This is a genomic window from Methyloprofundus sedimenti, from assembly GCF_002072955.1.
Lineage (GTDB): Bacteria > Pseudomonadota > Gammaproteobacteria > Methylococcales > Methylomonadaceae > Methyloprofundus > Methyloprofundus sedimenti.
Genome location: NZ_LPUF01000002.1, coordinates 312,663 through 326,623 on the forward strand (window position 1 = coordinate 312,663; position 13,961 = coordinate 326,623).

Annotated in this window: 17 protein-coding genes; 1 reads left to right on the forward strand and 16 read right to left on the reverse strand. The window is 41.7% G+C overall.

Annotation, left to right across the window (positions count from 1 at the left end; all coding sequences use genetic code 11):
* Positions 1-54 precede the first annotated feature (54 nt).
* Positions 55-531, forward strand: coding sequence for a methyltransferase family protein (locus tag AU255_RS14365; protein ID WP_158083139.1), 477 nt, complete (start codon positions 55-57; stop codon positions 529-531).
* A gap of 1 nt (position 532) precedes the next feature.
* On the opposite strand, the gene AU255_RS14370 is transcribed toward AU255_RS14365, so the two are convergent.
* The 16 genes from AU255_RS14370 to AU255_RS14445 form a co-directional block, all read right to left on the reverse strand.
* A complete protein-coding gene (locus AU255_RS14370; RefSeq protein ID WP_080523622.1) occupies positions 533-1,855 on the reverse strand; it encodes an NAD(P)/FAD-dependent oxidoreductase in 1,323 nt (440 codons plus the stop codon).
* A 27-nt stretch (positions 1,856-1,882) separates the two neighbouring features.
* Positions 1,883-2,437 carry a hypothetical protein gene (locus AU255_RS14375; RefSeq protein WP_080523623.1) on the reverse strand — a complete coding sequence of 185 codons (555 nt, stop codon included), beginning with the start codon at positions 2,435-2,437 and terminating at the stop codon, positions 1,883-1,885.
* Positions 2,438-2,533: 96 nt separating this feature from the next.
* On the reverse strand, positions 2,534-3,097 hold the full coding sequence (locus AU255_RS14380) for a hypothetical protein (RefSeq protein ID WP_080523624.1): 564 nt from the start codon (positions 3,095-3,097) through the stop codon (positions 2,534-2,536).
* A gap of 107 nt (positions 3,098-3,204) precedes the next feature.
* Positions 3,205-4,398 carry an NAD(P)/FAD-dependent oxidoreductase gene (locus AU255_RS14385; protein WP_233144689.1) on the reverse strand — a complete coding sequence of 398 codons (1,194 nt, stop codon included), beginning with the start codon at positions 4,396-4,398 and terminating at the stop codon, positions 3,205-3,207.
* A 156-nt stretch (positions 4,399-4,554) separates the two neighbouring features.
* Complete coding sequence (locus AU255_RS14390; protein WP_080523626.1) at positions 4,555-5,304, reverse strand: beta-ketoacyl synthase chain length factor; 750 nt, start codon at positions 5,302-5,304, stop codon at positions 4,555-4,557.
* Positions 5,301-6,509 (reverse strand): beta-ketoacyl-ACP synthase, encoded by a 1,209-nt coding sequence (locus AU255_RS14395; protein ID WP_080523627.1) that lies wholly within the window; start codon positions 6,507-6,509, stop codon positions 5,301-5,303. Before AU255_RS14395 ends, AU255_RS14390 begins: the two co-directional genes overlap by 4 nt.
* 162 nt (positions 6,510-6,671) lie before the next feature.
* Positions 6,672-7,283: a hypothetical protein gene (locus tag AU255_RS14400; RefSeq protein ID WP_080523628.1), complete on the reverse strand. Its 612-nt coding sequence runs from the start codon at positions 7,281-7,283 to the stop codon at positions 6,672-6,674.
* A 3-nt stretch (positions 7,284-7,286) separates the two neighbouring features.
* Positions 7,287-7,520, reverse strand: coding sequence for a DUF2188 domain-containing protein (locus AU255_RS14405; RefSeq protein WP_080523629.1), 234 nt, complete (start codon positions 7,518-7,520; stop codon positions 7,287-7,289).
* A gap of 120 nt (positions 7,521-7,640) precedes the next feature.
* A complete protein-coding gene (locus AU255_RS14410; RefSeq protein WP_143735975.1) occupies positions 7,641-8,342 on the reverse strand; it encodes a hypothetical protein in 702 nt (233 codons plus the stop codon).
* Between the two features lie 107 nt (positions 8,343-8,449).
* On the reverse strand, positions 8,450-8,713 hold the full coding sequence (locus AU255_RS14415; RefSeq protein ID WP_080523631.1) for a type II toxin-antitoxin system Phd/YefM family antitoxin: 264 nt from the start codon (positions 8,711-8,713) through the stop codon (positions 8,450-8,452).
* 43 nt (positions 8,714-8,756) lie between these two features.
* Entirely contained in the window at positions 8,757-10,199 is a 1,443-nt protein-coding gene (locus tag AU255_RS14420; protein ID WP_080523632.1) for a cryptochrome/photolyase family protein, read from the reverse strand.
* Positions 10,200-10,290: 91 nt separating this feature from the next.
* A complete protein-coding gene (locus AU255_RS14425) occupies positions 10,291-10,722 on the reverse strand; it encodes a thiol-disulfide oxidoreductase DCC family protein (RefSeq protein WP_080523703.1) in 432 nt (143 codons plus the stop codon).
* Positions 10,723-10,849: 127 nt separating this feature from the next.
* Positions 10,850-11,476, reverse strand: coding sequence for an SOUL family heme-binding protein (locus tag AU255_RS14430; RefSeq protein WP_080523633.1), 627 nt, complete (start codon positions 11,474-11,476; stop codon positions 10,850-10,852).
* Positions 11,477-11,872: 396 nt separating this feature from the next.
* Positions 11,873-12,769 carry a TIGR01777 family oxidoreductase gene (locus tag AU255_RS14435; RefSeq protein WP_080523704.1) on the reverse strand — a complete coding sequence of 299 codons (897 nt, stop codon included), beginning with the start codon at positions 12,767-12,769 and terminating at the stop codon, positions 11,873-11,875.
* Positions 12,770-12,875: 106 nt separating this feature from the next.
* A complete protein-coding gene (locus AU255_RS14440; protein ID WP_080523634.1) occupies positions 12,876-13,436 on the reverse strand; it encodes a chalcone isomerase family protein in 561 nt (186 codons plus the stop codon).
* Positions 13,412-13,840: a nuclear transport factor 2 family protein gene (locus AU255_RS14445; protein ID WP_158083140.1), complete on the reverse strand. Its 429-nt coding sequence runs from the start codon at positions 13,838-13,840 to the stop codon at positions 13,412-13,414. Before AU255_RS14445 ends, AU255_RS14440 begins: the two co-directional genes overlap by 25 nt.
* Between the last annotated feature and the right edge of the window lie 121 nt (positions 13,841-13,961).

A 13,961-nucleotide genomic window follows, 5' to 3' on the forward strand; every position in this document is an offset into this window, starting at 1 on the left:
GAGCTTGCGGAATACAGGGCTACAACTCCTATACAACACACTCAAGGAAAAATAATGTTTCTACGCGCTCTTTTAGCTTTTTTAATGGTTCCAGTTGTTGTTGCTGGATTTGTTCCTTTTATGCTCGCCGCCTATGACCCGTACAAAGCGAATGGAAACTATGCCGGCTTGCTGCTTCTAGGCATTGGCCTGTTCATTCTTGTGTGGTGTGTACGCGATTTTTATGTCTCTGGAAAAGGCACCCTGGCACCCTGGGATCCCCCTAAGAATCTTGTTACAACTGGATTATATCGACATGTAAGAAACCCCATGTATGTCGGCGTTTTATTGATTCTTTCCGGTTGGGCGATTATCACAGCATCACCCATTGTTTCAGGGTTTTCGCTGTTTATGTTTACAGCCTTTTACGTCAGAGTGAGACTTCATGAAGAACCCTGGGCGGAGAGAACTTTTGCTGACCAATGGCTGGATTATAAAAATAATGTACCTCGATGGATACCACAACTTAAAGGCTATTACCCTGACAAGTAATTTAAAAATGTAGCTCTTCTATAACGCCACGCTTTTGCTGTTCAAACTGCTCCGAAAATTGTTCCCAGACACCTGCTTCTCGCGCGAGTTGTTTAAAATTTTCCGAGCGGTTAGTCATTTCAGAGGCTACCAGCATTAATTCTAATTCCAGCGTAGGCATTGACTTCATTAACGATTTAACCAAATCACGGTGCACACCATTACAACCAAAATCACCTAATGACAATGCCCTGGAAAAGCTATAAAACTGCTGCATACGGTTTTCACATAAAGCGGCAAAACGCACTCTTTTTTTAGTATTTTTTAATCCTTCCATAATAGCTAAAGTGGCAACCGCTGCATTATAAAAAGCATTCTGTACGCCATGCGAAAAAATGGGGTCCACAAACCCTGCGGCATCACCGATGCAATAATAGTTCTCACGGCAGGTCTGACTTGCATAATAGGAATAATCAGGACGGTACTGTAAAGAATTTTCAATAAACCCGGCATCGCTTAATAAATCTTTTAAATAAGGTATCCGGGCGCAACTCTGTTTAAAATACGCTTCGCGCTGGACCTTATTCATACCCGCTAATTTATCAGTATGCACAATCAAACCGACACTGGTTTTCTCCCGTAAAATAATATGCCACAGCCAGCCATCATCATGAGACATCACAAAAGTCACAGGCGCCACCGTCTTTAATTCTGCATTAGAATGACTTTGACGATCCACGCCTACGTAACGTGAATTTTTGAAATAACCCCATAGCGACAAGAAATTCATTGCCGAACTAATTGTTTGCCGTGTTTCTAACTGGTGTGCCAATAAGGAACTATGTCCACTGGCATCAACAACATACTGACACTGTATGCTTCCTTCCAGATTAGGGGTTCCGCGCGTATCAGTATATGCAACAACAGGTTCAGGACCCGATAAATCAACTTTTTTGACCACGACCTGATTAAAAACCTGTGCCCCCTGCTCCTCAGAATACGCCAGTAAGAGTTGATCAAAAATATCGCGTTCTATATGTAAACCCGGACGTTTGTAACCGTAGTCGGAAAACAAAATCTGATGAATCTTGTCATTCCAGACGGTAATACCGCCGGCTTTACTGATGAAACCTTGCTGCTGAATTTTTTCTGAAACACCAAGTTGATCAGTAAATTTCCAGAAATGAGGAATTAAACTTTCTCCTACCTGATTGCGCGGAAATTCTGCACGTTCAAGTAATACTACATCCACGCCTTTTTTTGCCAGATGTGTTGCTGCACTACTCCCTGCAGGGCCGCCGCCGATAATGAGTACGGTGCATTTTGGGGGGATTGTTTGTTGCATTTTAATGTTAATTCCTCATTAGAAAGCTTACATATCACCTAAAGTGGCACCGTCTACAGGATTCTTTAGCCACTCAGCAATATCGCTACCTAAAGCTTTGGTACAACGCCCCAATAATGCACAAGTGCCTTTGTAGGCTCCCATAAAACCACCCATAGAACCACGATTCGCAGTAAATGAAAGCGTTTCCTTCCCTTTTCTTAGTAAAGTACCTTTGACTGTAACCCACTGGCCACCACGACCAGCCCAGACATTCTTGTTATATTTTGGCAGATCAACAATTTCGATTTCCAGAAAATCAGCTGAGTTAGATCTTTGCGCATCCAGATCTATTCCAGCATATTGATCTTGGGCATAACTTTGTATAAAACCAGGCAGCTTGGTTAATAATTGGCATTCATTACGTACCGCCTCCCTGACCTCCAGGTCTTTTGCAAATACCACTGGGGCGATTTTTAAAACCCCCGTCCCCGAATAACTTACAGTATCTTTGCCGATACTCGGGCTATCGTTTGACTTGTTACTTGCACATGCAACAAGGAATAAAATTAACAACATAGGCAATAGTTTAAAAAATTTCATACGCGTCTCCTGAAGATAAAATATTATCCTGAAAGACTGCCAGCCTCTGAATGGCTGACAGTCTTTCGGCTTAACATGATGGCATTGCTAATTAACTTATTTCTGAATACCTGTCACTTTATCGTGCTCAAAAACCACAATAAAGGTTTGAAAACGATTGCTCCAGTATGTCCAGGAATCCGACTCCAGCGAAGGTGTTCTGATAGCAGGCGGGTAACCGATAGCGACCTGGACAGCCAGTTTACTCATTCCTACGTTAACAGTTCCCTGCTGGATATTTTTCTGTTCCAGTGCGCTAAACTGAGATAAATTTACTTTTGTTTTAGCGAATAATTTGGCAAAAGCCTGATCAACATTCTCACTGGTATGTCTGGAAACATTTTCTATTAATAAATCTTGATTGGCGGCAATGAGCTTAACCTTAATTGACTTTGGCGTTACGTCCAGTAACTCTACTTCTGTATTAACAGCTAATAAAGTACCACGCCGATAATTGGTAGTACGGTATTTGCCTTTTTCATATTGCATCGTCACCTGAGTGTAAAATTTATCTCCTAACTGCGCACCCTCTGGTAGTTGCACTGGCTCTGGAGACATAAGCTGACAAGCTGTTAAACTAAAAAGTAGACACAGCATCATTACTTGTATTAAGCGTTGCATAATAAACTCCTTAAATTAAAACAGTTACAGTGTAACCATTCAGAATGCAGTTGAGTATGGCTTGAGTCCGCATAACTCAAGTCTACTCCCCCAAAGAAACAATAAACTTACGAAGCTATAATCTTGCTCCTGCCACGTAGTAATCCTTGCTGAAATACATTATCCTCGCGCCATAAATCACCTGCCAGAATCGCGGCAATGTCTTTTCTTATACGCACATGCCGATCCTGTTCAAAAAACAAATTTTGCATGATACCAGAACAATAAAATCGCTCTATCATTAAATACATGGTTTTGAACCCAACCTGATAAGACTCATCTCCACTGATCTGTATTTCTGGATCGGCCTCATTACTTGCCAGCAAAGCTTCATGCAATTGATCTGCGACCAACTCAGCGGTTTTCACCGCGAATAAAAATCCTGAGGAAAACACAGGATCAAGAAAACCTGCAGCATCACCGCAACAAGCAAAGCGCTGTCCAAAACGCTGCTTATTCAGATAACTAAAGTCCGCCTCCATACGCAGCTCAGATAGTACTTCTGCCCCCGCCAATAGGCTATTCATGCGCGGCGAAGCATTAATATAATGTTCAAATAATGCCTCCTGCTTTAAGCCGACAGGCGCTGTTTTTTGCACCACCAACCCGACACTCAAACGACCATCCATTAAAGGTATGCCCCATATCCAGCCTATTTCAGAAAGAAATATTTGTACATTACCCTGTGCAAAGAGCTTTTCAGCGTCAGGAGAGCTTGCCAGCTTATAGTGCTTATACAAGGCAAATTTACCCAAATGATTTATTTTATTGATACTACTTAATTTTTTACCCATTAAGGCATTACGACCAGTAGCATCAATAAAATAGCGTCCCCGATACTGCGCTTTATCAGTACCAACCTGCACTTCAAGCGCCATACATTGCACGCTAATGACTTGTTCTTGCTGATGTGCCACAACGCCATGCTTAATAGCATTATCCAACAACTTTTTATCAAATACCGAACGCTCTATTTGAAACGTACGATAAATGCCTTCAAAAGAAAAAAAAGTACTGCGCCCAGTCGCTTCATCAATAAATTCTGCACCGCCTTTTCTTAAATTGCCCTGGCTCCAGTCTATTCCTAACCTGTTCATAACCGGTTCAATCATTGGCAGCATAGACTCACCAATATGAAAACGCGGGAGCAGATCGCGTTCAAGCAGTAAAACACTATGCCCATATTGTGCTAGTAATGTAGCTGCCGTTGTACCCGCAGGACCTGCTCCGGCAATAATGACATCATAATTCTTTACGTCCAATTTCAATCTCTCTTAACTCTGAGCTGTACCTTGTTCTCTTTGCGTAATAAGGTAAAGTAAGGAGTGCGGGCTTTATAGCCTGCACATGCAATAACAATGTAAACTAACGCCTACGCCCCGTGTTAATTCAATTATCATCCCGTATAAGCGAGAAAATCAGCTTTTAAACTGGCACGCCCAGACAGGTGCTTTAATATTTAACGGCACTAAACCCACCTGCTTGTGCTGCACTGCCAGCAACAAAGGAATGACTGCCGCGGCTGGTGCAGTCTCTGCCAGCTTAAGCCATTCCGCCTGCATATCTTGCTTATACTGTTGCGCAACCTGGGGCATAGTAATCGCACCTATTGCTTGCTCAGCCTCTGAACTCAAGACAAAAGCACAGGCAAACGCCGTTTGCCCGATAGGGGGTGCCAGATATTGTGGCCATAGTTCATCATAACAGACCAACAATCGCTCACCTTTCCCTTGTTGCAATTGCGCCCATACCTCGATCAAGCCCATTGCAAAAGTATCATCAGCTGCAGCAATCGCTGTAGTAGGTGCCTGGCATTTATTTAAAATCCCCCAATAACCGGCCGTAGTATTATGTACGGAATTATGAAACTGAGTTGGAGAAAGTAGCTCGTTATCATCGGGCAGTAAACGACAAAGTGCATCAGTTACCTGTATTTCGCCCCCTAATGAGGCAAAAACCGACGCAAGGTTTTGTGGATCAGTATTCGCCTGCAAACACGCTAATTTTGCTGCAGTAATAGCCATCCGCGTGGTCATGCTTGTGCGTCTGCGTATTCCGGCCGGAATAAAGCTATTATCTATATCGCTACCAGGCAAATTGAAATGGCTGAGTAGTTCTCTATCCGGGCAACACACAACTGCAGATTTAATAAATAACTGTTTCATCATAGCGATACAACTACACTGGCATTATTGCCGCCAAAACCAAAAGAATTACTCATCGCAATTTGCAATGTCTGCGCATGTAATGGCGCCTGGATGACCTGACACTGGCAGTCATCATCAAGTTCCCGTAAACCCTGAGTACCGGGAATAAACTGTTGCTGTAATGCTATTAAAGCAATTATTGTTTCTAAGGCACCCGCTGCACCCAACGTATGCCCGGTAAGACCTTTGGTTCCGCTACATGCCAGCCTGTCTGCAAAAACACTGAACACCGCACGGCTTTCCACGCTGTCATTTATTTTTGTTCCTGTAGCGTGTAAATTCAAATAATCAATGTTGTCAGCTGTTAAACCTGCCAGCTGTAAGGCATTATTCATTGCCAGGGCAGCGCCCTTTCCTTCCGGATGCGGGGTACTCATATGATGGGCATCCGAAGACTCACCCACAGACAGTACTTTCATCGCATCGCGATTATCAGCATGCACTGTTTCTAGCACTAACAGGCCAGCGGCTTCACCAATACTGATCCCTTTCCGGTCTCTATCCATAGGGGTACAGGGCTGGTTTGAAACTAATTCCAGACTGCGGAAACCACGCAAAGTTAAGCGACATAAGGTATCAACACCGCCGACTATGACCGCGTCACAAAGCCCGCCATTAATTAAACGCTGTCCAGCAGCAATCGCTTTAGCACCTGATGAGCAGGCGGTGGAAATAGCATAACAAATACCCGTTAAGCCTAATTCCAGTTGTACAAATCGTGCCGTTGCCTGGTAAGCATGTTCAGTTACAAAATGAAAATCATCCGGCATTTTACCCGTGTCCAACAAAATTCCATAAGCCGCTTCTGTTTCATAAAGCCCCGAGGTGCTGGTGCCAATAATAACTCCGATTCGATGCGCGCCATATTTTTCTTTCGCCACTTCGACAGCATCACGACCCCCCCCTTGTTTGTCATTTAAAGCGGTTAAAGCAACTCGTGCATTGCGGCAATTATATTCTGCTAATTGATCACGAATGTCCAATAATGGCTGTTTGATTTCTCCTACATAAGCAGGAAACGGGATATTAAATAAAGATAATGGCTCCAGTCTGGACTGATTCTCTGCCAGGCATTGGTATAAAGCTTTATTGCCCATACCACAGGCACTTAAAGCCGAATAGGCTGTTATTGCCACGGGGGCGATATAAGCGTGATTATTGTCCATAAAATACAGTAGCGTAGTAGCTTGGAGTGAGGTACGAACCCTAACAGTTTATAGTTGCAAAGCGGTATAAATTTCAGGAGAAGGTGTTTTCGTTGAATCGGGGGTTGGTTTTTTAGGGTTTTGGCATATTGTGTTGTATTGGGATTCGTATTTCACCGCAACCTACCGAGCTTTAAACCAATTTGACATGTGAAAAATAACTTCGGGAATTGGCACCGCATCAACTGACTCATGTCCATCTTCTTCGATTACTTTTTCATATAAATATGTTTGGAAGTCATTAAATTTATACCAAACTTTTCTACCACTTGCTCCAGCATGTAACTCTTCCGTAACCAACCAGTCTCTGACCGCTGTAATAATTTTTATAGGTTCATCATCATGATTTTTTATATCAGACCCAGATAAGTCAGACAATGCTTTCTGATACCTATACCTTTCTTTTTCAAGAATGAGTATTTTCTTTTTCTTCCATATTCCACCTTTGAATTTTTGGCAACCATAATCAACACCTAATTCAAATGGCATATTCATTCTGTAATGTTCATTCTCACTAGTAGAAACTATTCTTGACAAATCATGTATTCCAAGCTTTGATTCTTCGATTAGATTTACAATTTTATCAATTCTACTTTCACCTGAATTTGCACTTTCTAGTGCCAGTTTTGGCATATAATTAAAATATTTTATAGTAAATACTATAGAAATGAGTAATTGCCGGAAGTCATCATCAAATGGACAATTTACAAAAATGTTTTTTTCAAACTCCTCCACTAACTACTTCTTATCTTTTGAGGTAAAAGAATCATTTCCATAACTATCTTTTTCGCGAATCTTTCCATCTTTACCATGAATATAAAATTCTGCATGTTGATTTTTGGCTACATTACGCCCCCAAACTATAGCTTCATTTTGCGTATCAAAATGCTTAGAGGCTCTTGATGCTCCTCCCTTTTTCACAGACCAGCCACCATCTGCATCTTTTACAACATGTTGCGAAATTGTTTCCATAATTTTTCTCTCTTAAAAATAACAATTAAATTAACCAATCAACTTTACCTTAGTTACTTTGCACATAACAGACTTAAGTTCTACATTTTGGCTTTTCAGCTATTTTCCCCTTTAATTTTTTTACTCGGATGTGTTGGATATAATAAACCTATTTTTTTCATTACTTCTTACTGTAATTTCTTTTCTCATCAACCCACCTTGCCTATTTGTATGAATACTATAGTAATAGCCAATACGGATGATTTCTGGAACATCCCATCCTACAGTTGTTTCAATAACCCATTCTCCATTTTGAATATTAGAAAATTCAAAGTTTCCAGTTGCATCGCATTGAGTAGATTTTTCCATGAAGGATGATTCATCGTTTATTTCTACTTCAGGTGAACCATTACGTTTTGCTAAAAAATAGAGATTATTTGGGTACATAATAACTGTGTTTCCTGCACAGGTGACCACACCGCCACCTCTCTGCCTCAAAAAAGCTTGACCAGTAACGGTATTTGAACCTTGTGTATAATCTTCTTTAGAAAACCTCAGCTTCTTATATGGTGGGAAACCTGGTTGACAGTTATAGTACCTTCCAAAACTCACTTCATCATATGTTTCAATACTTATAGTATTAGCATCTACCTTTGTTGCCCGTTTCTTAAACCATATTTCGCAGTTAGAATCCACACTTTTGCACACTTCCATTTTTCCTTGCAATACACATGGTTGATTAACTACGGATGGCTCTATTTTTACTGTTTGCCACCCAGGATAGCATCCCTGAAGAAGTGGGTAGCTAAAGGATAATAATGCAAGAAAAATCTTTTTTTTCATAAGTTTTTTGGGACAAATAAAGATAATAAAATAGTAAGAACTAAACACATAATTGATTGTATAGAGTTGTTTTTAATCCCCTAGTAATATGAGAACCAAGAAAAAATTCATTTTTTATCTGGAAAAATAACGGAATTACAAAAATGATCAGATAATTCATCAGCAGACTCGTCAAAATTATCCCATATTTCTACCTTTACTTTCCAGCTTCCACCTAGTTTTCGAGGTGATGGACTTTCTTTAAATACAAAAAGAATAGCGACTGGATTGTCGGTCTTGCCAATAATAATAGGTTCATTAGTTTCTTGAACTATTTTTATTAACTGAGATAGACTTACTTTTGCATCAGAAATATTAGTGCGTGGATTCAAGTCACAAGTGCAAAATAACAGTTAATGCAGACATAGCCTTTTATTAAAATAATTTTGCACGACTATTATCATGCATATTCCCAAGCGATTTGAACGCTGCTAACGCTCTTAGCCTTGACTGCTTAAGTTCGACAATCGGCGCTGGATAATCTCTACCTAACAGAATTCCGGCAGCCTGCAAAATCCTATCCGGCGCTTCCCACGGATTAAACAGATATTTATCCGGTAGTTTTATTAATTCCGGTACATACTGACGTGTATATTGACCCTGAGCATCAAATTTTTGACCTTGTAAGACCGGATTAAAAATACGAAAATAAGGTGCAGCATCAGCTCCGCAACCAGCTACCCATTGCCAGCTGGCGCTATTATTCGCCAGGTCGGCATCCACCAGGCTATCCCAAAACCAGCGCTCTCCCGCTTGCCAGGGCTGGAGCAGGTTTTTCACTAAAAATGAACCGACGATCATACGCACTCGATTATGCATATAACCGGTTTGCCACAATTCACGCATGCCTGCATCAACAATTGGAATACCGGTCTGGCCTTGTTGCCAGGCGATTAAGTGCGTAGTGTTTTCCTGCCAGGGAAAAGCATCAAATTTACTTTGCAGATTTTTTTCCGCTAAATCAGGGTGATGATACAACAGGTTATAGGAAAACTCGCGCCAACCCAGTTCGCTACGGAAATGCTCACTATTATCATCTTGTTGCCTGAATTCGAGTGCATGCCATGCCTGATATGGCGATAATTCGCCAAAATGCAGATAAGGCGATAAACGTGAGACAAAATGTTGCGCCGGGAAGTTTCGGCCTACTTTATAATCATTAAGACCGGAATCCAGAAATTGCTGCAAAGTTTGCCTCGCGCCCTGTTCGCCACTCTGCCACGTTGCCATTAAGGGTTGATCCCACGGTATTTTAGGTAATAACATCAGGCTCTCTATGGATTGCCCGGTATTTTCATTTACCACAAAGTCAATAGTTTCTGGTTGTGCAAGTGGTGTACGCGGAAATCTGGTGTTCAGGCAACCCTTGCGATAAAAAGGCGTGAACATCCGGTAAGGCGTGCCATCAGGCTTCAGAACATCCCACGGCTCCCAAAGCAACGATCCGTTAAAACTGTGTACAGCAATACCTTGCGCACTTAAGCTATGCTTGATGTGTGAGTCACGTTGAATACGCCATGGCTCATAGCAGCGATTCCAGTGTACTGCATTTGCCGAGTATGTCTTGACCAGTTCCAGCAAGATGGCCTCTGCATGACCGGAATAAATCTGCAATTTGTTTGCTAATGATGCATTTAAAGCCTTTAGCGAGTGGTGTAACCAGCAGCGACTGGCTGCGCCCATTTGGTAAATGCCAGCAGACTCGTCATCCAGTATGTACACGGGCAACACTTTGCCTTGCTGCACTGCGGCATATAACGCTGGATTGTCTTGTAAACGTAAGTCCTGACGGAACCAGTGGATAATCGTTTTGCTCATGAGCAATACTTGCTTAATATTGACAAAAATAAGCGCATAATCTGAGGGGTCTGAGAGCAAGTCAATGTAAAAGCTATCATCTTTATTCCGTTTATTTGATACAACGTTGACACGCTGTCTTATGTGAAAAAAGCTGCCCCAGTTTGTGCCGATGTTTTGCAAATACCTGATACAGATAATCAAATAATGGTTGTAATACAGGCCAGGCAGTCGGTACTATTAACCAGCCTAAACCAACTGCACTATAGAGCTCGCGAAACACCGGCATGCCTTTTATCAGTTCTCCGGAAACTTTCAGTCCATGAATCTCAGCCATCAGCTCAGCATGGCTTAACTGAAAGTTCTCGGGTTTAAAACTCGCTGCATTGATATCCTGAAATGCCAGCTTGCCCTGTTTATTCATACGCATTAAGCCCCTGACTTCTTGTATGCAGATCGGACAGGCACCATCATAAAACAAAATAAAGTCCGGCTTTTTCTGCGGCTTACTATAGCGGCTATCCAGCTTGTCGTCAGATGTCATTCGTTTTACTCTTTGAAAAGCGGTTGTTTCAGCATCAATATTACCCATTGTTTAATATGCCAGGATTGAGATTTACTTTCATGCCTGGCAATACAGGAGAAATGCAAATCATTAGCAGAAAACCCTGTCAGATTGCTGGCTCTATTTCAATATATATTTCATTACGGCGCAGAAACGGTAAAGTCCAGGGTGGATCATAAGCAGCAGAACGATAAGGGGAAACCTGATGGTATGCGTTGCTGATCAACCAAACTTTTAGTTGTGCAGCTTTTTCAACCATCGTTTGTTCCGATAGGCTGCCAGAATATTGCAACACGGCAACTGTTTTTTCAGGCAGTTGTTTAATCAAAACAGCTGGGTCAGTGGGTTCTGGTGCATTTGATAATGTGTACTCTGGTGGCAGTACAAATGCCATTACCCAGGATGAATCCGTTTTTTCCTGGATAACAGGTGTCGTCATACTAATCGTTTCAGATTGTGGCTCTTGTATAACGGGGGTAGTCATATCCAGCTTGAGCTTTTGCTTGTTATCACCAAAAATATATCCAGCAAGTCGCTGAAAACCTTGATTGCTTGCCTGCTTATAATCGGCGTTTACTTTAGTCTCAGCAATAATCAGCGGCGGATAATGCCTGATTTCAATCGAGTCATATTTTTTAAGCACCTGATAGTCAGGCTCTGCTGCTGTGCGTATACCAAAAACGGTGCAACCCGTTAGAAACATACTACTGATAAGCGTTATTAACTTTTTCATTGTTCAATCTCCTGAAATGACTGTAGCGATTATATTTTCCGGTAAAAGCAGCCACAGTGTATCGGGAATTATCTTACCTTGAACATTTGCTGATAACGGTCACAGTCACTGCTCCTTATGCACAACCAGGTTAACATGCGCGCTGGCGGCCCTTTTATATGGGCAATTTGCTCACGCCTCGCAGATAATCAGAAGTGACCTGTCGCATAGTGGAAAAACTGCGATAGGCCGCTTTACTGCACAGGCGTTATTTGTTGCACTACTTTTTTATCCATTTTCATGTCTTCACAGCCTGAAATCGCCAGGACTAAAATAAGACCTGAGATATATAGTATTTTGAGCATAATATTTCCTTAATCTAAATAAATTTAATGGGTGATAAACAACAATAATAAACTACTTCAAAATATCATTTAAGGCACGGCGTAAATGGCTGAACTGGAATTCAAAACCATGTTGTACCAGACGCTCGGGTAATACCTTTTGGCTGCCTAAAACGAGCTCCGACATTTCGCCCAATAAGGTTTTTAACGCGAAGGCTGGCAAAGGCAGGCAAGCGGGTCTTTGTAAAACTTCAGCTAAGGTTTTACTAAATTCCAGATTAGTCACCGGGTTAATTGCCGTTGCATTGTAGACACCTTGCATACTGCTATCATTGATCATGCTTTCGGCAATGGCAATCCAGTCTTGCAGATGAATCCAGGACATCCATTGCCGGCCGCTACCAATGCGCCCACCCAGGCCGAGCTTGAAAGGCAATAGCATCCGTTGCAATAAACCACCGTCTTTGCCTAATACCAGACCAGTACGCATTAAACAAACGCGTACATCATATTGCTGTGCCTGCAAGGCGGTTTGCTCCCAGTCAGCGCATAATTGCTGAGAAAAATCAGCAACACTGTGACTTTGTTCAGTCAGTTCAGTGTCACCCTGGTCACCATAAACCCCAATTGCTGAACCACTGATCAATAGCTGTGGCTTTTGCTGCATAGTGGCAATCCTGTCAATTAATTGCTGGGTTAATTGAATGCGGCTGTCGCGAATAATAGTTTTCTGCGCTGCTGTCCAGCGTTTATCAAAGATCGAAGCGCCAGCGAGATTGATGATAATATCGAAATGATCACTGGCAGTTAGCGCATGTAAATCGCTTAGCGGGGTAACACTATCGGCAAATAGCCTGGCAACTTTGTCTGCATTTCTACTCAGCACAGTAATCTGGTGCTTTTGGGGCAGTAATGTTTTTATCAAAGCACTGCCTATAAATCCAGTGCCGCCTGTTATCAGTATTTTCATCTCAGAACCTCTATTAATATAGCGCATAGGGCGGTTGCCTTATACGGAAAAGCGAGAAACTACGTTATTTGCTGTTGCAGATCATCAAGCTATGCCCAGGTTGCGATTATATCCTCTCCGGGGTTAATAAGGCGGCTTTTAAATTTTCCGAAAAAGCGTCTTTACCAAACCAGATATTAAGATAAGCGAGACCAATTTCAGGGTCGTTGATGGTTGCCAGTTGCGCTCCATTCAATGCCAAAGTCAAACCTTCTTTTGGATGGTAACTTAAATCATAGTAATCGCCATCTTTGACGGGTTGATAAGCCTGATTGAATTGCTCTATTGTTGCTTGCCAGACATCATATTTGCGGCCTAAATTTAATTTTAAATATTCCACTGCCGCTTCCTGAAAAGCGTTCGCAGGGATCGAGCGTTCGTAGACAAAGCGTAATCTTTTCGGCTCAGGGGATAAGACATTATTCAACTGCTCACAGGCATTGAGATACAATGCCGCATACCCCACATGAATGATCATAAACGCTTTTAATTCGCCCTGGCTACAGCGTTTTAACTGCATTTTATTTGCCATCAGCTTAGGCGGGAGGCTTTCATTAGCAAAAACTGAAATACTGCTTTGGCATATTAATAAGCCAGTGATAATTAATGTAAGCGATTTTTTACCCATAAGATGAGTCCTCCTATAACAGGGATATGTTGAAAAAAACCATTTGTACTGTCCCAGTAATCCTGATGCAATATTATTTTGCCCTCTTCATTAAAACGTAAATGGCTGATACCTATAGAGTTTACATTGCTGTGCTTACCCATAATGGTAAACTCCGTTTGCATTTTCCATTGCACAAAGACATCCTCGTCTTTTGAAAATACTTGAATTACCTCCAAGCTCATAGATTCGACTTCTTGCTGGGTTTGCTCAAGATATTTGATCAGTTCTTCACGATTATCAATCGTAACCAGCGTGTCATTAAAGTATAAAGATTCTGCATAGGTTTTAGTCACCTGGTTAGCGACATGGTTATGATTTAAATGATTATAAAGATCAGCAAAGTTTGCTACGCGGGGGTCCATTTCGGTCTCCTGTTCAGTCGCGATCAAATCCAGATATTTATTTATAGTGCTGCTCTTGTTAGAACTGCAAGCAGTGATAAACAAGAATACAACAATTAACATTACTCGCATGGTCTTAACT